The following is a 22,301-nucleotide window of genomic DNA, read 5'->3' as shown; positions in this document are numbered from 1 at the left end:
AAGCTGGACCTTCGGCGGGTCGCCGGCCATGCGGAAGATCGAGCCTCGCCTGCGGCGACTGTCGCAGATCTGAAACAGGACCTGGGGAGCGTTCAGGCCTCGACCCAAGCCTCAGGAATCGGCCGACGCAGGGCGTCCATGCGGGGCGGCCGGTATTGGGTAACCTCTCGTCACTGATTCGGGACTCGCAATGCGGTTCGGAACACCCTAAATGGCCAACCCGGGTCCAAAGAGACCCTTCGGAACAAAAATCAGAATTGCGGCATTGACCGATAACAGACAGGGCTAAGGCATAAGACTATGATGGATCAGCAGAATCTCGGGACGATCCGGCCCGCTTCAGCCGATCCTGCGGCCATTGCGCTGGCCAAGGCCCTCGGACAATGGCCCAAATCGGCCCCTTTCCGGCGTCCCAGCCCGAAAAAGAGCTTTGACACGGCGCCGGCGACGGTCGAGGCGCTTGCCAAGGAACTCGGCCTGCGGCTCGGCGACCAGAATGAGCTGACCATTCGCCGCGTCAGGCGCGGCAAGGGCTATTCCTTCGTCCGTCCCAACGGCGCACACATCCGCGATGCCCGCACCATCCGCCGGCTGCACGCCATGGCGGTGCCGCCGGCCTATCGCGAGGTGCGCTATTCGGCCGATCCGAGCTCGCATCTTCAGGCCGTGGGCCGCGATGCCGCGGGCCGGCTGCAATATCGTTATCACGCCGATTGGGAGAAGGTCCGCGAGCATCGCAAGGCACATCGCCTGGAGAAGCTCGTCGGCGCGCTGCCCAAGATCCGGCGCAAGGTCTCGGCGTTTCTTTCGGGCGACGAGCCGACGCGTGAATTCGCGCTCTCGTCCGTGATCGAGCTGATCGCTCGCACCGCGATCCGCCCCGGCAACGAATCCTACGCCCGCCTCAATGGCACCCGCGGCGCCACCACGCTGCTGAAATCCAACGTCACGCTGGAAGACGATTGCTTCGTGCTGACCTTCAAGGCGAAGGGCGGCAAGGCGGTGCGCAAGGAATGCGACGCGGCCAAGCTGGTGCGCGCCATCGGCATCTTGCAGGGCGTCCCCGGCAAACGCATGTTCCAGTATCGCGACGCCAACGGCATCGTGCGCGCGGTCAGCACCACGCAGGTGAATGCGTTCCTGCGCGAGATCGCCGGCATCAAGATCTCGCTCAAGGATTTTCGCACGCTGATGGCCTCTGCCGTGGTCGTGGAATCCTTGTCACGCATCACGCCGGCGACCAGCCAGCGCGGCCGCAACAAGCAGGTGCTGGACGCGATCCGCGCCGCCGCCGACAAGCTCTCCAACACGCCGGCGATCTGCCGCAAGAGCTACGTCCACGACACCATCGTCACCGCTTTCGAGGAAGGCATCCTCGAACGCTTTGCCGCGACCATGAAGGGCCAGCGCTCGCAGGCGCGGCGCGAGCAGTTGTTGGCGCAAGTGGTGGCCACCGCGGCGGTGTAGCGACATTGCCGTAGCTACGACTTGGTCGAGACGCCGTTATCGAGACCGGGATCGCCGCCTGCGGCCACGATCGTCAGCCGCTCCAGATAATGCGCCCATCCCTTTGCATGCGCAGCCGCCTGTTCCTCGCTCGGCAGACCGCTATGGGTCATGCGCAGCAGCGTGCCGCCGTCGTGCTCGATCAGATCGATCTCGATCAGACTGGAGCCGGGCGGCACTTCCTGGCCATCCTCCCAGCCGAACGTGTAGGTGAGACGATGCACCGGCACGACCTCGCGGAATGCGCCGCGGGCGATGCGGCCGCGCGGGCCGACCCCTTGAGCAGGTAGAGCCCGCCGGGATGCGGCTCCGTGGTCGCATCGGACCCCATCCAGCTCAAGATCTTCTCGGGGTCGGTCAGGTAAGCGAAGACGGTGGCGCGCGGTGCCGCGATCTGGGTCTCGCGCCGCACGATGAACGGTTCGGTCATTGGCGATCATCCCTTCCCTGCCACCGGCACATGGCGGCGCCAGAGCGGCCCGTCAAGGATTGCCCGTGACAAACCCGGCCGGCCTTCGCCATGATCGAGCCATGCAGCTCGCACCGACGCTCGCTTGGCTGGTCGATGTCGCCTCGGACAGTGCCGGGGCCGACCGCCTGCTCGCGGAGCTCGGCGCTCATCTCATGGCCGACGGCGTGCCGCTTGCGGCGGGCGCCCTGACGCTGGAGGTGCCGCATCCGCTGATCGCGAAGCGGACCTGGCTATGGCGGGCCGACAGCGGCCAGGTGATCGAAGCGCTCGGCTTTGCGCCGGGTGGATTGGCACCGGATCCGCCGAACGATGCCGGTCGCCGCTGGCTGCGCGACATCGCGCACGGCGAGGTGCACGAAGACGTGGTCGGACGGCCCGACGGGCCGCTGCTCGGCTGGATCGGGCCGCGTCCGTTCACTGCGGACGAAATCGAGCAATTGCGCCAGGCGGCGCGTTTTGCCGCAACGCCCCTCGCCGTGCTCGCTGCGCGCGCCACGTTGCGGGCAACGCTCGAGGCCTATCTCGGCAAGCGCAGTGCAGAGCGGGTGCTGGCGGCGCCCTTGCGGCGCGATTCCGGCGAAACCATTCAGGCCGCGCTGCTCTATGCGGATTTGCGCAATTTCACGACGCTGTCGGAAACCTCACCGTCTGGCGAGGTCATCGCCGCGCTCGACGCCTGGTTCGATCGCATCGCGGGCGCCGTCCACGCCTTCGGCGGCGAGGTGCTGAAATTCATCGGCGACGGGGTGCTCGCGATCTTTCCGGTGCTCGAGGCCTCGCCGCGCCGCGCCTGCGAGGCCGCGCTGCGTGCTGCAGGCGCAGCCGAAGCCGGGATGGCGTATCTCAACGCGGAGCGCAGCGCCAACGGCCTGCCGCCGCTGGCATTCGGCGCCGCATTGCATCTTGGTGAGATGCTCTGGGGCAATATCGGCGCGGCCAACCGACTGGACTTCACCGCGATCGGCCCCGCCGTCAATCTCGCCAGCCGGCTCGAGGGATTGTGCAAGCCGCTGGGCAGGACGGTGCTGGTGTCCGGCGCGCTCGCGGCCGAGACGGAGATGCCGCTGGTCGCGCTCGGATCGCATCCGCTGCGCGGGATTGCTGCGCCGTGTGAGGTGTTCACATTGCCCGAGGCGTGAGGTCGGACTCGTAGCGGCAACGCTTACAGCCCGCCCATCTTGCAGACGAGCTTCCACTCCTCCGCCGTCACCGGCTGCACCGAGAGGCGCGAATATTTCACCAGCGCCATGTCGGCGAGCTTCTTCTCGGCCTTGATCGCGGCCATCGTCACCGGGTTCTTCAAGGGCTTGTCGGCCTTGATGTCGACGCAGACGAATTTGCCGGTCTTGTCGGTCGGATCGGGATAGGCCTCCTTGATGACCTCCGCGATGCCGACGATCTCCTTGCCCTCGTTGGAATGATAATAGAACGCCTTGTCGCCCTTCTTCATGGCGACGAGGTTCTGGCGCGCGGTGTAATTGCGCACGCCGGTCCAGGCCTCGCCCTTGGCGCCCTTCGACACTTGCTGGTCCCAGGACCACACCGACGGTTCGGATTTCACCAGCCAGTACGCCATGTTCATTCCTCAGACTTGAAGGGGCGTGTCAGCAGCCCCGAAATCGCCGCGTCGATCGTGCTCCGGCCGCTCAGGATCGCCGCGACCGCTTCCGAGACCGGCATCTCGATGTTTCGCGAAGCTGCGAGCTCGATCAACACCGGCGCGGTGAACTCGCCCTCGGCGAGCTTGCCGGCGGGCGACGGCTCGCCGCGTCCGAGCGCGAGCCCGAGCGCGAAGTTGCGCGATTGCGGGCTCGCGCAGGTCAGGATGAGGTCACCGAGACCGGAGAGGCCGGCGAGCGTCTCGCTGCGTGCCCCGAGCGCGCGGCCGAGGCGGGTCAGCTCGGCAAAGCCGCGGGTCGTCAGCGCGGCCTGGGCGGAGGCGCCGAGCTTGCGCCCGACCGCGATGCCGACTGCGATCGCCAGCACGTTCTTGGCGGCGCCGCCGATCTCGACGCCGCGGATGTCGGTGGAGTGATAGGGGCGGAATGTCGGCGAGCCCAGCGCCTGCACCAGCGCGCTTGCCAACCGCTCATCGCCGGCCGCCAGCGTCACCGCGGTCGGCAGGCCGCGCGCGACGTCATCGGCGAAGCTCGGTCCCGACAGGATCGCCGGCAGCGCGCTGGGGGCGGCTTCCGCAATTACGTCGGTCATGAATTTATGGGTGCCGTGCTCGATGCCCTTGGCGCAGGCAACGATCGGCGCGGGCCTTGCCAGATGCGAGGCCAGCAAGTTGACCGCGCCGCGCAGATGCTGCGCCGGCGTCGCAATCAGCAGCATGTCAGCGCGCGCAGCGAGCGCCAGATCGCTCGTGACCTCGATCTCAGGAGTGATCCGCACGCCGGGCAGCCGCGGATTGTCGCGCGTCGATGCGATTCGCGCCGCATGTTCGGCATTGCGCGCCCACAGCGTCACGGCGCGCCCGGCCCGTGCGGCCACGGTCGCCAGCGCCGTGCCCCAGGCGCCCGCGCCGATCACCGCGACGGATTGGAACGCAGGCATCGCTAATATCCCGCCCGCGTCTTGCCGTAGCCTGCCGGCGCCGTTGCGTTGGCGTCGAGCAGCCAGCGTGCCCGCGGCTGCGCGTCCATCGTGTCGGTCATGCCGAGCGCGAGGCGCTCGGCGCCGGCCCAGGCGATCATCGCGCCGTTGTCGGTGCAGAGGGCGGGCGGCGGCATGATCAATTGCGTCCCGGCTTGCTGTGCGACCTCGTCGAGGGCGCCGCGGATCGCCTGATTGGCGGCGACGCCGCCGGCGGCCACGAGCGCGCTTGGCGCGCCGAATTTCTCGCGGAACAGTTTCAAGCCGACGTTCAACCGGTCGGCCGTCGATTCGAGCACCGCAGCCTGAAAGCTCGCGCAGAGATCGCTGATGTCCTGCGGCGTGATCTCTGGCAATCGGCTCGCCTCGGTGCGCACCGCCGTCTTCAATCCCGACAGCGAGAAATTCGCATCGGGTCTGCCTTGCATCGGCCGCGGGAACGCAAAGCGGGTGGCATCGCCGCTCGCGGCCGCGCGCTCGACCTGCGGGCCGCCGGGATAGGGCAGGCCCAGCATCTTCGCGACCTTGTCGAAGGCCTCGCCGATCGCATCGTCGACGGTGGTGCCGAGCCGCACATATTGGCCGACGCCGGTGACCGCGACGATCTGGGTATGGGCCGCCGGAGGCGAGAAACAGGCAATAAGGAAATGCGATGCCATCGGTGAGGCGCGGCGTCAGCGCATGCGCCTCCAGATGGTTCACTGCGACCAGCGGCGTGTCGTGCACCATCGCGATCGCCTTCGCGGTGGTGAGCCCGACGATGACGCCGCCGATCAGGCCCGGCCCCGCGGCGGCCGCGACGCCGCCGAGCTCGCCGAAGCCGATGCCGGCCTCGCGCATGGCGCGATCGACGATGCCCGTCGAGCAGGTCGACATGGGCGCGGGCGGCGATCTCCGGCACCACGCCGCCGAAACGGGCATGCTCCTCGATCTGCGACCGCACGATGTTGGACAGGATCTTGCCGCTGCCGTCAGAGGCGCGCTCGATCACCGCCGCGGCGGTCTCGTCGCAGGTGGTTTCGATGCCCAGCACCAGCATTGGCGAATTGTTATCCAATTTGCGCCCTTGCGCTCATCCGTAAAGCAGAGTTCTGGTACGTCCGGTAGCATTCCGGGACCAGATTGCGCAATCGTCACGAAGCAAGCCGTCCGGGTCATGCGTCACCGCCAATTGGTTCGGGAACAGCAGCATGTCCATTCTTGTCACACGGCCGCATCCCGACAATGAAGCGACCGCGGCAAGTCTGCGCGCGCGGGGGCATGCGGTGCTGCTTGCGCCGGCGCTCAAGTTCGAGCCGGTCGCCTTCCACGACAAAGGTGAAGCTCACTATGGCGCCGTCCTCGTCACGTCGGCCAACGCGATCCGCGCCGTCGCGCCGCAATTGAGGGACCTTGGTGTTCTGGAGCTGCCGTTGTTTGCGGTCGGTGAGCATACCGCCGCCGCGGCGCGCGACGCCGGCTTTACCCGGGTGATCGTCGCCGGCGGCGATGCCGCGTCCCTCCGCGACAAGGTGATGCAGAGCGCGCGCGACAAGGTGCTGAAGAAAAAGAGCACGCTGCTGTATCTCGCGGGCGCGGATCTGTCGCGCGACCTCGGCGGTGAGCTCGATGCAGAGGGTTTCTCCGTGGTCACGCAGACCACCTATCGGATGACGCCCGTCAAGCATCTGCCGCGCGAGGTCTGCGAGGGCTTTGCCGCCCACGGGGTCGAGGCGGTGCTGCACTACTCCCGGCGCAGCGCCCGGGCGTTCCTGGATGCGGCCAGGGACGAGGGCGTCGAAATCTCGGCGCTGGCGATACCGCAATGCTGTCTGTCCGAGGCGGTCGCGGGCGCGCTGCGCGAGGCCGGCGCGTCGCAGGTTCTGGTTGCCGCGACACCGGACGAAAATGCCTTATTTGCCACCTTGGAGCGTGCTTTGCGGACCCGTTTGGCGTAAGAGGTCGGGCCGAATCCGACGCAATCTAGTTCACCTTGATATGGAAGTGTGAGGAACCGTCACGATGGCCGACGACAAGCCTGAAGACGCAGGATTGGCGCCCGACAGCGGTCGTGCCAAGCGCACTCCGCCCACCATTGATCTCGAAGCCACCGAAGTCGCAACCCAGCCGCAGGAGACGGTGGTCGAGCCCGAGGCCCAGCCAGCGCCGGAGCACGCCGCGCCTGAACAGGCAGAACCCGACCAGGTTGACGCAGAGCCGGAGCGCATCGAAGCGCAGGCTCCGGCATCGTCGATTTCGCCCTGGGTCATTGCGCCGTTCTCCGGCGCTGTCGCGGCTGCAATCGTGATCGCGGTCGGCTGGATGCTGGGCTGGCCGGCGGTGCAGGCGCCGCCTGCCGCACCGCAAGTCACGAGCGCGACGGTCGATGCGTTGAGCGGGCGCGTCAGCGCGGTCGAGGCCAAGGCCGGCAAGCCCGTGACCGATCCGGCCATGGCGGCGCGGATCGACGCGATCGAGAAATCGATCGGCAGTTTGCGGAGCGACGTCGCCAATCTGCGGACGCAGGCCGACAAGGCGGCGAGTGCACTGAACGACGTGAAGTCCGCGCCAGGTGCTGCCGCGCCCGATCTTTCCGCGCTCAATGATCGCATCGCACAGCTCGAACGCGCCAGCAGGGCCGAACGGGCGGAGCTCGCGCAACAGGGCGAGAAGATCGCCGATGCCACGGCGAAGGACGACAAGCCGCTGCGTAGCGTGGTGGCGGCGGCTCTGCTCGACGTGGCTGTTCGCCACGGCGATCCCTATCAGCAGCAATTGGCCGCGGCGCGGTCGCTGGCAGCCAAGCCCGACACGCTGAAGCCGCTCGACACGTTCGCATCGTCGGGCATCCCGACGCCGGTCGCGCTGAGCCGCGAGCTGCTCACCATCGTGCCGAAGCTGTCGCCGCCGGCGGAAGCCCCGGCCGCGAGTGCCGGCATCGTCGAGCGTCTCCAGGCCGGAGCCTCGAAACTGGTCCGCATCGAGCGCACCGACGGCGTCGGCAACGACCGCGGCGCGATCGTGGCGCGCGTGACGGCGGCCGCGCTGCGTAACGATTTTGTGGAGGCGCGGCGCGAGCTGAAGTCGCTGCCGGAGGCCGATCGCACAGCGGCGCAGGCCTGGCTCGACAAGGCCGATGCCCGCGACGCCGCGCTCGCCGCGTCCCGCAAATTCGCCGACGATGCGATGGCGGATCTCGCCAAATCTGATCCGGCCAAGCCTGCTCAATAAGATTCGCGCAATAATCGGCGCGTAATAGGGATCGTCATGCTTCGCATCGTCCTCTTTCTCGTCCTGATCGCGCTGGCGGCGGCCGGCGCGGCCTGGGTTGCCGACCAGCCCGGCGATCTCGTGCTGACCGCAGGTAGTTTCCGGATCTCGACGACGCTTCCCAGATTCGTGTTCCTGCTCGGCCTCTTTGCCGCGGCTGTCGTGCTGGTCTGGAGCATCTTGACGATGGTCTGGCGCACGCCGAAGCGCCTGCGGCGGCGCCGCCAGGACAAGCGCCAGGCAAGGGGCCGCAATGCCATCACTCACGGCCTGCTCGCGATCGGCCATGGCGATTCCGCGCTCGCCCGCCGTCACGCCGAAGCGGCGCGGCGGCATGCACCGAACGATCCGCTCGCGCTGCTGCTGCACGCGCAGTCGGCGCAGCTCGAAGGCAATCGCGAGGAGGCGCAGCGCGTCTTCCGCGTCATGGCCGAGCGCGAGGACACGCGCCTGCTCGGCCTGCGTGGCCTGTTCATCGAGGCGCAGCGAGCCGACGATGCGGTCGGCGCGGTGATGATCGCTGAGGAAGCGATCAAGCTGTCGCCGTCCTCGACCTGGGCCTCGCATGCGGTGCTCGGCTTCCGCTGCGCGCGCGGTGACTGGAGCGGCGCGCTCGCGATCCTCGACTCGAATCTGCGTGCAGGGCAGATCGACAAGCAGACCTATCGCCGGCAGCGCGGCGTGCTGCTGACGGCGCGCGCGCTGGAGCTGGAGACCATGGACCGCGACGTCGCGCGTGAGAGCGCGATGGAAGCGGTCAAGCTCGCGCCGACCCTGGTGCCGGCCGCGGTGCTCGCGGCGAAATTCGAGAGCGAGGCGCATCAGGTGCGCCGCGCCATGAAGCTGGTGGAAGCTGCCTGGCTCGCCAATCCGCATCCCGATCTTGCCGATGCCTATGCGCATGTGAGGCTCGGCGACACCGCCTGGCACCGCCTGCAGCGGATCGAGACCCTCGCCGCGAAGACGCCGGCCGACAAGCCCGGCCATGTCGAGGGCCAGCTCGCGATCGCGCGCGCCGCGATCGATGCCTCCGAATTCGCCCGCGCACGCGAGGTGCTCGCGCCCTATGTCGGCGATCCGACCCAGCGCGTCGCGCTGCTGATGGCCGAGATCGAGCGCGCCGAGCATGGCGATAGCGGCCGCGCCCGCGCCTGGACCCTGCGGGCGGTGCGCGCCCGCCTTGATCCCGCCTGGACCGCGGACGGTTACGTCAGCGACACTTGGCGCCCGGTCTCTCCGGTCACCGGCCGCCTCGATGCGTTCCAGTGGCAGACACCGGTCGCGAGCCTGCCCTCGGACAGGAGCACCACGATCGAGTCCTCGGCCTTCGAGGAAGCCATGCTGGCGGCGCCGCCACCGAAGCGCGTGATGGCGGCGGTCAGCGAAGCCCCGGCGGAACCGCCCGCGCCGGAAACCCCGGCCCCCGCCGCCCAGGACAATACGCCGCCCGAGTCCAAGGAAGCCGCCAAAGAATCCAGCAAGGAAACGGTGACGGAAGAGCCGGCGGTCGCGCCCGCCGAGCCGGTCCAACCGGTTGCTGAGCCCGCCGAATCATCGCCGCCGGCGGCTACCCCGGTGTTCCGGACCCGCGCCGACCTCGGCAAACCCGCTCCAGCGCCGATTCCGGCGGTCATCCCCCTCGTCCGGGCCCCCGACGATCCCGGGATCGACGACGAGGGTCCGAGCGATGAATTCACGGAACAAATCGGTACGCCCAAGGCCCAGGCCGGAGGGTGGCGCGGGTTCTGGTCACGCTGGGGCGCGTGAGCGCAATTCGAAGCCGGCTTGTCCTTGCCACTTCGGGCCATGCCCGATATCAGGAGCGCGCGTATGGGGCCCCCAGGCCCCGGCAGGGTTCGCCGCAATAGCTCAGTCGGTAGAGCACGTCATTCGTAATGACGGGGTCGGGGGTTCGAATCCCTCTTGCGGCACCAGCGCCTCGATTGTCCGGCCCGGACCCATAGGTAGCAAATCGTACCTGAGACATGGGTGACAACCTCGTGCCGAACGGGTTGTCGAGAGGTTTCAAAGCTTTCAGTCCAAGTCGATCGCGTTGGCGGCTCTGACGCGGTGGGCTCGGCGTCGATCCGTCGCTAGCACGGACGCTGAAAAGGGCGTTCGCCTGCTCAACCGCACGAGTTTTCCGGACGTGACGCTGCGGGTTCCATCGGTGTTGACTGCGACCGGTCGGTTCGAAATTGCGGCGCGCTTATGTGAGGCCAATCACTTAACCCCGAGCACGTTGTCCGTAATATCCCGGTCACGCCAACACGGGGAGATTTCACATGCGCAAGATCATTCTGGTTGCCGCCATGGTCCTGAGTGCCGCATCGGCCCAGGCAGACGGCTCCCGCAGCCTGTCGCTTGCAGCGTCGGGCGCTCAGGCTCCCGCTCCGCTGACCGCGTCGACGACCACAACCACGGCGCAGGCGAGCGAAGCTGCGCCGGCCATTGAGGCGCCGAAATATTCCGATCGTCCGCCGGCGGTGACGCTGTCTGCGCCGCCAGCCACGACAGCCGCACCTGCGACCACCGCGCCGACCAGCGCCCCGGCGCCGGTCGCAACGGCCAAGCCGGCCGCCAAGAAAACCGCAAGTGCGGACAAGCCGAAGCCCAAGCGCAGCTGGACCGAGCGCCGCATCATCAGCGAACTGCACCGCCACGGCATCTATTGGTGAGCCCCTCGTCCAACGCAAACGGCCGGGCGAAAGCCCGGCCGTAGCGTTGTCGAAGTGATGGTCGCGCTTACTGCGAAATCGTCTGCACGACACTCGCGATCGGACGCGTATTCGTGCTCGCGGTCGGCACCTTCATGTCCTTCATGATCGCTTCGTCATATTCCGGCAGCGACGCCAGCGACGTCTTTGCCTTCATCTGCACGACCTTGTAACCACCGGCCTTGAGGCGCGCGAGCAGCGCTGGCAGGGCGATGCCGGTGTTCTTCTGGAAATCGTGCATCAGGATGATGCCCTTGCCGAGCTTGTCGAGCCGCGTCATCACCGTCTCGATGATCTTCTCCGGCGTGGCGCCCTTGCGGAAATCGAAGGAATCGATTTCGGTCGAGAACATCGCGACGTTGCGGGTGCCGAAATAGCTCACGATCGCCGGATTGTGCTGAAGCTGCGGGAAGCGGAAGAACGGAGCCGGGTTGGCACCGAGCGCGAACTTCACCGCGCTGACGCCCTTCTCGACCTCGTCCTTGGCCATCTGCTCGGTCATCTTCTTGCCGTTCAGATTGACGTGCGACCAGGTGTGCGTGCCGACCGTGTGGCCCTGGGCCAGCACCTGCTTCAGGATCTCCGGATGGTAGGTCGCGTGCTTGCCGACCGAGAAGAACAGGCCCTTGGTGCATTCGTCGGCGAGCGCCTTCAGCACCGCGGGCGTGTTCACCGGCCAGGGACCGTCGTCGAAGGTCAGCACGACCTCTTTCTCGGTAAGGAAGTCGAACTGCTTGAAATGATCGAAGCCGAAGCCGGGGCCGCCCGTCGTGTCGATCTCGACCACGCGGGAGACGCCGAGCGCGTTCGGATTGGCGCAGGCCTGCTTCGGCTGCGCCGGCATGACGGGAGCGGGCGCCGCGGCGGCTGCCGCCGGCTTGGCCGCCACCGTCGCGGTGGTCTCGACGTCATCCCTGGCGGCGAGCTTCGCCGGTGCCGGCAACGGATCGGCGGCACGGGCAGCAATTGTCTTGGGAGCGCCCTGATCGGCGCGCGCGGAATAATAAAACCAACCGCCGGCGGCGATCACGACCGCCGCAACTACACTGGCCAGCATCAGGCCCAACGCATTACGCATCGCTACTCTTTCCAATTACGCAACCAAACCTGCGGAATTTCCCGCGCGACACGCCATTAATGCGAAGTAACAGTTAACGTGACACCAACGCGACGGCGGTTGTGCAGGAATTTCAGGGCGGTGCGCCAACGTGACCGAGGTCACAGTCGAGGTGGGCCGCGTGACGGTCATCACGGTGGAAACTGTTTTGTCGGAGCATCGTAGTTCCCATCAACAACCGGCCCGCTCCGCGCGGTGCCAATGGGAGCTTCAAATGACCAAGTCCTTCTCTGCCAGTCTCCGCGACGCCAGCCTGGCTCTGGGCATTGCCGCCATCGTCTCGATCGCTTCGACGAGCTCGAGCTTCGCCTTCTCGGCCGAGGCGCAGCAGATGTGCACTGGCGATGCTTTCCGCCTGTGCTCGTCCGAAATCCCCAACATCCCGAAGATCACGGCCTGCATGATCAAGCATCGTTCGGACCTAAGCGCCGGCTGCCGCGCGGTGATGGACAAGAATCTCGCCAAGGGCGCCTCGCGCAAGGTCGCTGACGCCCAGGACAGCCAGTAACAACGCGCGACGACAACGATCGTCGCGCCGGTCAGCTCCCCGCCCGCGATGTACCCCGGCGTCATGCCGGGGTCCCGCGGCGGCACCCTTCCCGCTCGGCAATAAAGCCGTTGCAGGTGTGAGATCGTCGCACTAGCTTCCCCGCACATCTTTCCGGGTAAGAGGCATTACGCGATGACCAGATTGCTTTTCATCATTCCTTTGCTCCTGTGCGCCTCGGTCGCATCCGCGCAGCAGCAGCCCGGCCACGATGCCTGCGCGCGCGATGTCAGCCGCTTCTGCCGCGCCGTGATGAACAATGGCGACGGCGCCGTGCTCGCTTGCCTCAAGCAGAATCGGACGCGGCTGAGCAAAGGCTGCGACAAGGTGCTGACCGAGCACGGGCAGTGATCGGAATCCATCGGGCGGCAAATTCTTGAGAGGAATGGATTCCGGGCTCGCGCTTCGCGCGCCCCGGAATGACCAAACAAAAACTAAGTGCTGCTTCCCGCCGCGGTCGCGACCACCGGCAGCACCTCGCCGCTGGCGCGATCCGGCGTCTCGTCCTGCCAGCGCACCGAGCCGAACGGCCGCTCCAGCATGCGGCGGATCCGCACCGGCTCGGGGCCGACGTGGAAACCGATCGCCTGCTGATGCAGCGCGCGTTCCGACTGGGTCGAGCGGTTGCGCTGGCGTAAGTAGTCGAACCAGGTCGGGCAGTGGTAGCGCTCCGTCCACAGCTCAGGATCGGCGATGTCGCGCGCGATCGACCAGCCATAGGCGCCATTGCGCTGCCGCGAGAGTTGCACGTCCTGCATCACGTTGTGGAACGCGCGCGCGTTCTCCTGCGCGACGCGATATTCGATCTCGACCACGAGCGGCCCGCTGCGGCCCGTCAGCGACAGCTTGACCTCGGGATCGGCCAGCATGTCCGCATCCTCGTTGCGGGCGCCGACGCGCGGCATCGTGAGCCAGATGCCGAGCAGCGGCGAGATCAGCATCAGGCCGGCTGCGGTCAGCAGCGCGACCTCGACACCGGCGTAGTCGGTGAGATGACCCCAGCCCCAGGCGCCGATCGCGATGCCGCCGGCGATCGCGGCCTGGAACGCAGCGAGCGAGCGGCCGGCGACCCAGCGCGGCGCCGAGAGCTGCACGCCGATGTTGAACAGCGCAATCGCGGCCATCCAGACCGCGCCGGCCAGCACCAGCGCCGCGGCCGTCAGCACCGGCTCCGTGCTCAGGGCCAGCGCGGCCATCGCGAACGCCATCGAGATGGTGCAGGCGCGGATCGCGGCCTCGCCGCTCATGCGCTTGCGCAGTTCGTGGATGTTGAGCGCGCCGATCACGGCGCCCATGCCGAAGGCGCCGAGCATGATGCCGTAGGTCTGCGCACCGCCGTGCAGCAGGTCGCGCGCGACCAGCGGCATCAGTGCCATGATGGCGCCGCCGATCAGGCCCATCACCAGCGTGCGCAACAGCACGATCTTGATCGGCGGCGAATTGGTGATGTAGCGGAAGCCCGAGACCATGGCGCGGTTGAGCTTTTCCCGCGGCAGCCGTGAGGGCTCGACCGAGCGACGCCAGAGCAGCAGCACCACCAACAGCGGAAGATACAGGATCGCGTTGCAGGCGAACGCCGCCACCGCGCCAAGCGCGGCGACGATGACGCCGCCGACCGCGGGACCGAAGCTGCGCGCGATATTGTAGCTGATGCCGTTCAACGCGACGGCCGAAGGCAGCGCGTCGGGCGGCACCTGTTCATTGACCGAAGATTGCCACGCCGGGCCGAACAGCGCATTGCCGCTGCCAACCACGAAGCAGAAGGCCAGCAGTGTTTCCGGGGTGATGAGATTGAATCCGGCCAGCACGGTGAGCGCAGTGGCGCCGATCAACGCGATCGACAGCGAGATCAGCGCGACGATGCGGCGGTCATACATGTCGGCGATGGCGCCGGCCGGCATCGAGATCAGCATGATCGGCAGCATCAGGGCGGTCTGCACCAGCGCCACCTGGTCGGCCGATGCCGACATCTGTGTCATCGCCCAGGCTGCACCGACGCCCTGAATCAGCAGGCCGAGATTGGAGAGCAGGCTGGCCAGCCAGATGCGCCGGAACACGGTGTAGCGCAGCGGCGCGGTGATGCCGTCGGCGGCCATCTTCTGACGGTTTGGCTGCTCGGTCATATCCCCTTCCATATGGGCTGGCAAAAGCGGTCCTGGGTGGTCTCGGGCAATTCCGGCAAATTCTTTGATGCCTGCGAAAGTCCTTCGCTGTCCAGTGGTTAGGCCGCTATAAGCGGTGCAAAGAGACGGTTTGCCGGGGAGGAACAGATGAAGCTGTCGCGACGGATGATCTTGCTGGGCGCCGGCAGCTTGCCCTTCGCAAGTGCGAGCTTGCGGACGGCCGCAATCGCCCAGACTGCGGCTGCCACGCCGGGCAATGAGGTGCCACCGATCCTGTTCGTGCACGGCAATGGCGACTATGACGCGCTCTGGATGACCACCTTGTGGCGGATGGAATCCAACGGCGTCGCGCGCGACCGCATGGCGGCGATCAATTTCACCGATCCCAATGCGCGCACCGACGACAAGGTCGAGCAGGCGAACCGCTCCTCGACCGAGGACCAGCGCCGGGAGCTCACGGCTGCCATCGCCGAGCTCAAGCGCCGGACCGGCGCGGCGCGGGTCGCGCTGGTCGGCAGCTCGCGCGGCGGCTATGCCATTCGCAACGTGATCAAGAACGGCGGTGCCGGCGACGTCAGCCACGCCGTTTTGTGCGGCACGCCCAACCACGGCGTGTTCGCAACCGACGATCAGCCCAACAGCGAGTTCAATGGCCGCGGTGCGTTCCTGCGTTCGCTCAACGAGGGCGAGAGCGAGGTGACGCCGGGCGTCGCCTTCCTGACGCTGCGTAGCGACGGCATGGACAAATACGCCCAGGCCGACGGCCGTTTCATCGGCAAGCCCGGCACGCCGACCGGCGTCACCAACGAAGGGCCGGAGCTGAAGGGTGCCACCAATCTCGTGCTCGGTGCGCTCGACCATCGCGAGGTGGCCTTTCACCCCAGGGCGTTCCGCGAGATCTACAAGTTCATCGCCGGCCGGGAACCTGCGCGCATCGCAATCGTGCCGGAGCCGGTGGTCAGGCTGAGCGGCCTCGTCACCGGCACGCCCGGCGGCGTGCCGACCAATCGGCCGGTGGCGGGCGCAACTGTCGATATCTTCCGGGTCGATCCTGATACCGGTGAGCGCAAGGGCGGCGCCGTGCACAGCGCGACCACGGGCGCCGACGGCCGCTGGGGGCCGGCGCAGGTCGAGCCGTCCTGGTCGCTCGAATTCGTTCTGACGTCGCCGGGCGCGCCGATCACGCACATCTATCGCTCACCCTTCCCGCGCTCGTCGGACGTCGTCCATTTGCGCGCCGCACGGCTGCTCGGGCCGTCCGACAAGGACGCCGGCGCGGTCGTCATCATGTCGCGGCCGCGCGGCTATTTCGGCCGGCCGCGGGACGTGGTGCTGCTGGATGGCAAGGAGCCGGCCGACGTCAAGCCGGGCGTGCCGACCGATTCGGCGGCAACATTGCGGCTTGCAGCCGGCGAGGTTGGACGTAACATCGTGGCTCAATTCGGCGAAGAACGGATTGTGGCGCGGGCCTGGGCCGCCCAGGAGAACAGGATTGCGATTGCCGAGCTGACTTACTAGCTGTTTGCCTGCGTACACCCTGTGGGAGAGAGCCATGAATATCGCCAGCGTGCGTCGGCCCATCATCCCTCCGGCTCCTCCGCGTGCGCCCGACGACATGTCGTTCTTCGGCCGTCTCGCCGTGATCCGGCGCAACATGATCGCGACCTGGGGCCAGCGCGCCTATGAGGAAGACGTCATCAAGGGCCGCTTCTTCCTCCGCAACAGTTTCATCCTGAACCAGCCGGACGCGATCCGGCATGTCCTGCTGACCAATTACGAGAACTACACGCGCACGCCGGCGGGCATCCGCATGCTGCGTCCGGTGCTGGGTGACGGGCTTCTGATCGCGGAGGGTCATTCCTGGACGTTCCAGCGCCGCACCCTCGCACCGGCCTTCACGCCGCGCGCCACCGCGAACCTCGTTCCGCACATGACGGCGGTGCTCGACGAGACCATCGCCAAGCTGGACGCGCGCGTGGGGGAAGATATCGACCTGCGCGAGATCATGCAGCGCATGACGCTGGAGATCGCCGGGCGCACGATGTTCTCGTTCGGCATGGACCGGCATGGCGCGACCTTGCGCAACTTCATCGTGGAATATGCCGCGCGGCTGGGGCGGCCGTACTTCCTCGACATGCTGCTGCCGGTGTCCTGGCCGAGCCCGATGGATTTCGCCCGCGCCCGTTTCCGCAAGCGCTGGACCGAGTTCGTTGCCATGCTGATCGCCGAACGGCGCACGATGGGCAAAAAGGACGGCGCGCCGCCGCGCGACCTGTTCGATCTCATGGACGAAGCGCGCGACCCCGAAACCGGCAAGGGCTTCTCGGACGAGCAGCTCGTCGACGAGGTCGCGACCATGATCCTCGCGGGCCACGAGACCACCGCGACCGCACTGTTCTGGGCGCTCTATCTGCTCGCGCTCGATCCCGATACGCAGGAGGAGGTCGCGTCCGAGACGCGCGGCGAGCATCTCGACAGCATGGCCGACATCGACCGGCAGAAGTTCACCCGTGCGGTGATCGAGGAGACCATGCGGCTCTATCCCCCGGCCTTCCTTGTCGCGCGGGCCGCGCGCGACAAGGACAATGCGGCTGGAATCGAGATCGGCAAGGGCGACATCATCATGATCGCGCCCTGGCTGCTGCACCGGCACGAGAAGCTGTGGGACCAGCCGAACGCGTTCGTTCCAAAGCGCTTCATGTCGAAGGAGGCGCCGGACCGTTTTGCCTATCTGCCGTTCGGCGCAGGTCCGCGCGTCTGCATCGGCGCGCCGTTTGCCCAGGCCGAATCCGTGCTGGCGCTGGCCCGGCTGATTGGCGCCTTCCGTGTCGAGCTCGCCGATACCGCAAATCCGGTGGTCCCGCTCGGCGTCGTCACGACCCAGCCGGACCACTCACCCATGTTCCGCATCACGCGCCGGTGACAGGCCGGCGGCGCGATCCGCCCGAGACAGAGTCCTGCCATGAGCGACATCCAGGCCCAGTTTTCCGTTCTGAAGCAGACCGCCGACGCCAGGGTGGTCGATGCGATCGTGCGCCTGATCGAGGATGGCGAGGATCACGAGCTCAACCGCGTCAACGTCCTCGATTTCTCCGCGCAGCACGGCCTCGACGAGGAGCGCGCGATCTCCGCCTTCCTGCACTCGGCGCGGCTCGGGCTGTTCGATCTCGGCTGGAACGTGCTGTGCCCGGGATGCGGCGGCGTGCTCGGCGCGCATTCGACGCTGAAGGCGCTCAAGCCCGACGACTATCATTGCGCACTCTGCGCCTGCGGCTACAAGGCTTCCGTCGACGATCAGGTCGAGGTCTCCTTCACCGTCAACCCGCGCGTCCGGCGCATCGCGGCGCACGACCCTGATACGCTTCCCGTGTGGGATTATTTCAAGCAGGTGTTCTGGAGCTCCGGCGTCGACTTCAACAAGGAATCGTTCGCGACGCTTGCCAACGAGGTGACGCTCGACACGATGGAGCTGCCGGCAGGCGAGAAGGCGACCATGTCGCTGCAGCTGCCGAGCGACTTCGTCATCATCTTCGAGCCGGTGACGCACGCCGCCCATTTCATCGACGTTCAGGGCGAGCCGACCAAGGACCGGCAGCAACTCGCCATCATGTACAACAAGGTGCAGGCCCCGACCGGGACCACGACCATGCGGCCCGGCCCGCTGCGGCTGTCGCTGGAGAACCAGGCCGGGGTGCGCGTGCTGCCGTCGGTGTTCATCGCGGCCGAAGCGCTCCACCATCTCATCGGCAAGCGCAAGCCGTTCCTCACCGCCAAGCGGATGCTGTCGAACCAGACCTTCCGCGACGTGTTCAAGGCTGACAATCTCAGTCTCGATCAGCGGCTCCAGATCACCTCGCTCACCTTCCTGTTCACCGATCTGAAGGGTTCGACCGCGCTCTATGAACGGGTCGGCGATCTCGCCGCCTTCGATCTCGTGCGCGCGCATTTCCATGCGCTGCTCGGGATCATCTCCTCCGAGAAGGGCGCGGTGGTGAAGACCATCGGCGATGCCGTGATGGCGACCTTCGTCCGTCCCGAGCACGCCATCGTCGCGGGCCTGCGGATGCGCGCGGCCATGGACGAGCTCAACAAGCAGCGCGGCACCGACGATCTCATCGTCAAGATCGGCATCCATGAGGGTCCTTGCCTCGCGGTGATGCTCAACGAGCGGCAGGATTATTTCGGCCAGACCGTCAACATCGCCGCCCGCGTGCAGAGCCTGTCGACAGCGCAGGAAATCCACATCACCGGCCCGGTGCTCGACGCGCCCGCGGTTGCGGAAGTGCTTGAGCAGCGCGCGATCAAGCCGATCCAGAAGCAGGCTGCGCTGCGCGGCATCGCCGACAAGATAGTGGTGTACGAGATCCCGTGAGTTTGGATCGTCATTCCGGGGCGATGCGTTAGCATCGAACCCGGAATCTCGAGTTTCCGGGTTCGCGCTTTGCGCGCCCCGGAATGACGGTGAGAGATTGCCGAAACGTAATGCAGTGCGGGGAACTGACGCACGTTGCGCCGGTTGGGTTTCCTGCTCATATAATGCCGGTAGCAGCCCGCGCTCCTCGCGGCTGCATCGATTTCGGTAAGGACCATTATGCTCGACGGCCTGCGCCAATTCATCGCCGACATTGTCGCCCCCCATGACCAGGGCCGCACCTTCGGTGACAGCGACTATCGGTTGGCGGCGACCGCGCTGCTCGTCCACGTCGTATCGCTGGATGGCCAGCCGACGGCCGCCGAGCGGCGCAAGCTGCACAGCCTGATCGAAAGCCATTTTGGGCTCGATCACGGCGCAGCGGACCGCCTGATCGCGGACGCCACCGAGGTCGAAGGCGAGGCGGTGGACCTCTATCACTTCACCAGCATCATCATGCGCTCGCTCGACGAGGAGGGTCGCAAGCGCATCGTTCGGATGATGTGGGAGCTGGTCTTTGCCGACGGCCAGGTCAGCGAGTTCGAGGACAATGTCGTCTGGCGCGCCTCCGATCTGCTCGGGATTTCCCAGCGGGACCGGATCGAGCTGAAGCATATTGTGGCCGAGCGTGTCGGTGGCCAGGGGAAGGATGCGCCGTCGGCGGCTGACCCTATCCCGCCTGGTGGATTGCTTCCCACGCGAGCCACATGACGAAACTTTAATGTAGGCCGGGCGTCCCCAGCTTGGCCGATTCGCCTACAAATACCTGCCCTTCGTGCTCCCCTGTCGCCCGCTCAAGCCGCTATTCCACCGGCGCCGCTTGCCTGTCGCGCACGGCTTGTGCTCTCGTTCAGCCATTGCGGGGCCAAAAAACTTCAATTCAAGAGACTTCGATCGTGACTGAGCGGGTAACGTTGATCACCGGGGCCTCGGCGGGCATAGGCACGGAGCTGGCGCGCGTATTCGCCGCCAACGGACATCGCCTGGCATTGACGGCGCGGCGCGCGGATCGGTTGGAGGAGCTCGCGCGCGAGCTCGCCGCCAAGGGCGGCAAGAAGCCGATCGTGATCGCCTGCGATCTCGAGAACCCCGCCGCAGGCGAGACCATCGCGGCAGCGCTCGCCGCCGAAGGCGTCGAGCTCGACCACCTCGTCAACAATGCCGGCTTCGGCGTGTTCGGCGATGCCATCGAGCGCGACCGCGACGAGCAGATCGGGATCGTTGATGTCAACGTGCGGGCCCTGACGGATCTGTCGCTGCGCTTTGCCGATCAGCTGATCAGGAACAAGGGCGGTCTTCTCAATGTGGGCTCGGTCGCGGGCTTCCTGCCCGGCCCCGGCATGGCCGTCTACTATGCCTCCAAGGCCTACGTGATTTCGTTCACCGAAGCGCTCCGGGCGGAGCTCGCGCCGCGCGGCGTACGCGTCACCGTGCTTTGCCCGGGCCCCGTGCCCACCGAATTCCAGGCGCGCGCCGGCGTCGGATCCCAACACGATACCGCCCTTCTCAATGTTTCAGCCGCCGATGTCGCGCTGGAGGCGTACCGTGGCCTGATGGCCAACAAACGGGCAGTGCTGCCCGGTCTCGGCATCAAGATTGTGCCGTTTGCGCTGCGCTTTTTCCCGCGCGGCTTCATTCTGGGCGCGACGAGCCGGTTCCAGAGGCGCAGGCATTAGAGAAATCCTGGAGCTCCCGTAATGGCCCGGAGCTTGCTTCACCCTCGATGTGTGCGCGAACTCACACGATGTTAACCGTCGCTTAGCTATGCTGGCGGTCTGAACCGATAGCACTCGTAGAGGCCATGTCGTTCCGGACGGACAGGTTTGGTGGCGCAGAATTGGTGCCCTTCCGAAAGAAGGCGCCGAGCACTGCCGCCTCCGAAAGCCGTTTGCCGGTCTTGATCGTCCTGCATCAGGAATGCTCGACCCCGGGCCGAGTCGGCAATGCGCTCCGCGCGCTTGGCCATTCCCTGGACATTCGCCGTCCCCGCTTCGGCGATTCGCTGCCGGAGACGCTCGACGAGCATGCCGGCGCCGTCTTCTTCGGCGGCCCGATGAGCGCCAACGATCCCGACGACTACATCCGGCGCGAGATCGACTGGCTCGAGATTCCGCTGCGCGAGCAGCGGCCGTTCCTCGGCATCTGCCTTGGCGCCCAGATGCTCGCGATGCAGCTCGGTGCCCGCGTCGCGCCGCATGCCGATGCGCTGACCCAGATCGGTTACTACCCGATCCGTCCGACCGCCGCGGGCCGCGCGCTCTGTCCGGACTGGCCGGCTCAGGTCTATCACTGGCACCGCGAGGGATTCGAGCTGCCTGCCGGCGCCGAGCTGCTCGCGGAGGGCGACGATTTTCCGGTGCAGGCGTTCCGCGCCGGCAATGCCTTCGGGGTGCAGTTTCATCCTGACGTGACCTACGCGATGATGCATCGCTGGACCACGCGTGGCTACGACGGCTTCAGTGCGCCCGGTGCGCGGCAGCGGCACCATCATTTCGCGGATCGTGCCGTCTACGATGCCGCAGAGCGCGCCTGGCTCGACCATTTCATCGGCGGCTGGCTGGCGCGGCGACCGGTGCTGGCCCAAGCCGCCGAGTAGCCTGCGCCTCTCGCGCAAGCTCTTGGCGCAAGTCCTCGCGCCGCCTCCTGATATGCTAGGCTCTCCGCCAACGAGCGCGCACCAATGCGTGCCGGCAAACAAGGGAGAGCGTCATGACCTACGAGCACATTCTCTATGAGGTGAGCAACAAGATCGCGACCATCACGCTCAATCGCCCTGATCGCATGAATGCGTGGACGCCGACCATGGAGCGCGACGTGCGTCATGCGATGGAAGCGTCAAGCGCGGACGACAATGTCCGCGTCATCGTGCTCACCGGCACGGGCCGCGCGTTCTGCGCCGGCGCCGACATGGATGCGTTGAAGGGGCTCGACCCTGACGACGTCAGGCGCGCCTCGAACCTGCCGCCCTTCGACATGAACCGCCGTCCGGACTGGCAGACGCGCTACGGCTATTATCCCTCGCTCAGGAAGCCGGTCATCGCCATGCTCAATGGCGCCACGGCGGGCATCGGCCTCGTCCACGCGCTCTACTGCGACCTACGCTTTGCCGCCGACAATACGGTGTTCACCACAGCCTTCGCGCGACGCGGACTGATTGCCGAGCACGGCATCAGCTGGATGCTTCCGCGCATCGTCGGTCATGCCAATGCGATGGATCTCTTGCTTTCGGCGCGGCGCGTGTCAAGCGAGGAAGCTCTTCGGATCGGGCTGGTCAACCGGCTCTGCTCTTCTGAGAAGTTGCGCGAGGAGACCTACGCCTATGCCCGCGATCTCGCCGATTTCGTCTCGCCGAGTGCGATGGCCGTGATCAAGCGCCAGCTCTACGAGGTGCCGTTCCAGACCCTGGCCGAGGCGACGATCGAAGCCAACCGGGAGATGATGGTGGCGCTGGCCGGCAGCGATTTCCGTGAGGGGGTGGCGAGCTTCATGGAAAAGCGGCCGCCGAGGTTTACGGGGAGGTAGGGGAGCCCGGCTTCGCCCTGCGGGCTACGCCGCGGCAGC

Annotated in this window: 19 protein-coding genes, 1 tRNA gene and 2 pseudogenes; 16 read left to right on the top strand and 6 right to left on the bottom strand. The window is 66.7% G+C overall.

What is annotated here, in order from left to right; genetic code table 11:
* Positions 1–300: 300 nt before the first annotated feature.
* A complete protein-coding gene (locus ACETMP_RS23405; protein WP_375158049.1) occupies positions 301–1,467 on the top strand; it encodes a DNA topoisomerase IB in 1,167 nt (388 codons plus the stop codon).
* A 14-nt stretch (positions 1,468–1,481) separates the two neighbouring features.
* On the opposite strand, the pseudogene ACETMP_RS23400 reads toward ACETMP_RS23405, so the two are convergent.
* Positions 1,482–1,936: pseudogene (locus tag ACETMP_RS23400) on the bottom strand (SRPBCC domain-containing protein).
* A 101-nt stretch (positions 1,937–2,037) separates the two neighbouring features.
* Between ACETMP_RS23400 and ACETMP_RS23395 the strand changes: the two are divergent.
* Positions 2,038–3,117 (top strand): adenylate/guanylate cyclase domain-containing protein, encoded by a 1,080-nt coding sequence (locus ACETMP_RS23395; RefSeq protein ID WP_375158048.1) that lies wholly within the window; start codon positions 2,038–2,040, stop codon positions 3,115–3,117.
* Between the two features lie 23 nt (positions 3,118–3,140).
* Here ACETMP_RS23395 and ACETMP_RS23390 read toward each other — a convergent pair whose 3' ends face one another.
* The 3 genes and pseudogenes from ACETMP_RS23390 to tsaD all read right to left on the bottom strand — a co-directional run bounded on the left by ACETMP_RS23390 (position 3,141) and on the right by tsaD (position 5,609).
* The gene (locus ACETMP_RS23390) at positions 3,141–3,554 is read right to left on the bottom strand and encodes an EVE domain-containing protein (RefSeq protein WP_375158047.1); all 414 of its coding nucleotides are present in this window, start codon (positions 3,552–3,554) and stop codon (positions 3,141–3,143) included.
* Between the two features lie 2 nt (positions 3,555–3,556).
* Positions 3,557–4,537 carry an NAD(P)H-dependent glycerol-3-phosphate dehydrogenase gene (locus ACETMP_RS23385; protein WP_375158046.1) on the bottom strand — a complete coding sequence of 327 codons (981 nt, stop codon included), beginning with the start codon at positions 4,535–4,537 and terminating at the stop codon, positions 3,557–3,559.
* Between the two features lie 2 nt (positions 4,538–4,539).
* Positions 4,540–5,609, bottom strand: a pseudogene (gene tsaD / locus ACETMP_RS23380) (tRNA (adenosine(37)-N6)-threonylcarbamoyltransferase complex transferase subunit TsaD).
* A gap of 157 nt (positions 5,610–5,766) precedes the next feature.
* On the opposite strand from tsaD, the gene ACETMP_RS23375 reads away from it, so the two are divergent.
* The 5 genes from ACETMP_RS23375 (at position 5,767) to ACETMP_RS23355 (ending at position 10,503) form a co-directional block, all read left to right on the top strand.
* Complete coding sequence (locus ACETMP_RS23375; RefSeq protein ID WP_375158045.1) at positions 5,767–6,513, top strand: uroporphyrinogen-III synthase; 747 nt, start codon at positions 5,767–5,769, stop codon at positions 6,511–6,513.
* A 64-nt stretch (positions 6,514–6,577) separates the two neighbouring features.
* Positions 6,578–7,786: a hypothetical protein gene (locus ACETMP_RS23370; RefSeq protein WP_375158044.1), complete on the top strand. Its 1,209-nt coding sequence runs from the start codon at positions 6,578–6,580 to the stop codon at positions 7,784–7,786.
* A gap of 36 nt (positions 7,787–7,822) precedes the next feature.
* A complete protein-coding gene (locus ACETMP_RS23365; protein WP_375158043.1) occupies positions 7,823–9,592 on the top strand; it encodes a heme biosynthesis HemY N-terminal domain-containing protein in 1,770 nt (589 codons plus the stop codon).
* A 91-nt stretch (positions 9,593–9,683) separates the two neighbouring features.
* Positions 9,684–9,759, top strand: a tRNA-Thr gene (locus ACETMP_RS23360).
* A gap of 351 nt (positions 9,760–10,110) precedes the next feature.
* A complete protein-coding gene (locus ACETMP_RS23355) occupies positions 10,111–10,503 on the top strand; it encodes a hypothetical protein (protein WP_375158042.1) in 393 nt (130 codons plus the stop codon).
* A gap of 67 nt (positions 10,504–10,570) precedes the next feature.
* On the opposite strand, the gene ACETMP_RS23350 is transcribed toward ACETMP_RS23355, so the two are convergent.
* Positions 10,571–11,620 (bottom strand): polysaccharide deacetylase family protein, encoded by a 1,050-nt coding sequence (locus ACETMP_RS23350; protein WP_375158041.1) that lies wholly within the window; start codon positions 11,618–11,620, stop codon positions 10,571–10,573.
* Positions 11,621–11,873: 253 nt separating this feature from the next.
* Here ACETMP_RS23350 and ACETMP_RS23345 point away from each other — a divergent pair, with 253 nt between their 5' ends.
* Both ACETMP_RS23345 and ACETMP_RS23340 read left to right on the top strand, forming a co-directional pair.
* A complete protein-coding gene (locus ACETMP_RS23345; RefSeq protein WP_375158040.1) occupies positions 11,874–12,167 on the top strand; it encodes a hypothetical protein in 294 nt (97 codons plus the stop codon).
* A gap of 174 nt (positions 12,168–12,341) precedes the next feature.
* Entirely contained in the window at positions 12,342–12,557 is a 216-nt protein-coding gene (locus ACETMP_RS23340; protein WP_375158039.1) for a cysteine rich repeat-containing protein, read from the top strand.
* Positions 12,558–12,640: 83 nt separating this feature from the next.
* On the opposite strand, the gene ACETMP_RS23335 is transcribed toward ACETMP_RS23340, so the two are convergent.
* Complete coding sequence (locus ACETMP_RS23335; protein ID WP_375158038.1) at positions 12,641–14,329, bottom strand: MFS transporter; 1,689 nt, start codon at positions 14,327–14,329, stop codon at positions 12,641–12,643.
* Between the two features lie 147 nt (positions 14,330–14,476).
* Between ACETMP_RS23335 and ACETMP_RS23330 the strand changes: the two genes are divergently transcribed.
* The 7 genes from ACETMP_RS23330 (at position 14,477) to ACETMP_RS23300 (ending at position 22,262) form a co-directional block, all read left to right on the top strand.
* Positions 14,477–15,847 (top strand): hydrolase, encoded by a 1,371-nt coding sequence (locus ACETMP_RS23330; RefSeq protein ID WP_375158037.1) that lies wholly within the window; start codon positions 14,477–14,479, stop codon positions 15,845–15,847.
* Between the two features lie 34 nt (positions 15,848–15,881).
* Positions 15,882–17,252: a cytochrome P450 gene (locus tag ACETMP_RS23325; protein ID WP_375158036.1), complete on the top strand. Its 1,371-nt coding sequence runs from the start codon at positions 15,882–15,884 to the stop codon at positions 17,250–17,252.
* Between the two features lie 39 nt (positions 17,253–17,291).
* Positions 17,292–18,701 (top strand): adenylate/guanylate cyclase domain-containing protein, encoded by a 1,410-nt coding sequence (locus ACETMP_RS23320; RefSeq protein WP_375158035.1) that lies wholly within the window; start codon positions 17,292–17,294, stop codon positions 18,699–18,701.
* 219 nt (positions 18,702–18,920) lie between these two features.
* Positions 18,921–19,451 carry a TerB family tellurite resistance protein gene (locus ACETMP_RS23315; protein WP_375158034.1) on the top strand — a complete coding sequence of 177 codons (531 nt, stop codon included), beginning with the start codon at positions 18,921–18,923 and terminating at the stop codon, positions 19,449–19,451.
* A 185-nt stretch (positions 19,452–19,636) separates the two neighbouring features.
* On the top strand, positions 19,637–20,416 hold the full coding sequence (locus tag ACETMP_RS23310; RefSeq protein WP_375161968.1) for an SDR family NAD(P)-dependent oxidoreductase: 780 nt from the start codon (positions 19,637–19,639) through the stop codon (positions 20,414–20,416).
* A 125-nt stretch (positions 20,417–20,541) separates the two neighbouring features.
* Positions 20,542–21,336 (top strand): glutamine amidotransferase, encoded by a 795-nt coding sequence (locus ACETMP_RS23305; RefSeq protein WP_375158033.1) that lies wholly within the window; start codon positions 20,542–20,544, stop codon positions 21,334–21,336.
* A 113-nt stretch (positions 21,337–21,449) separates the two neighbouring features.
* The gene (locus tag ACETMP_RS23300; protein WP_375158032.1) at positions 21,450–22,262 is read left to right on the top strand and encodes an enoyl-CoA hydratase; all 813 of its coding nucleotides are present in this window, start codon (positions 21,450–21,452) and stop codon (positions 22,260–22,262) included.
* Positions 22,263–22,301: the final 39 nt, after the last annotated feature.

Source organism: Bradyrhizobium dasycarpum (assembly GCF_042019905.1).
Classification (GTDB): domain Bacteria; phylum Pseudomonadota; class Alphaproteobacteria; order Rhizobiales; family Xanthobacteraceae; genus Bradyrhizobium; species Bradyrhizobium japonicum_B.
The sequence above is the reverse complement of the archived record's forward strand: the minus strand, read 5'-3'. Positions and strand labels throughout refer to the sequence as shown.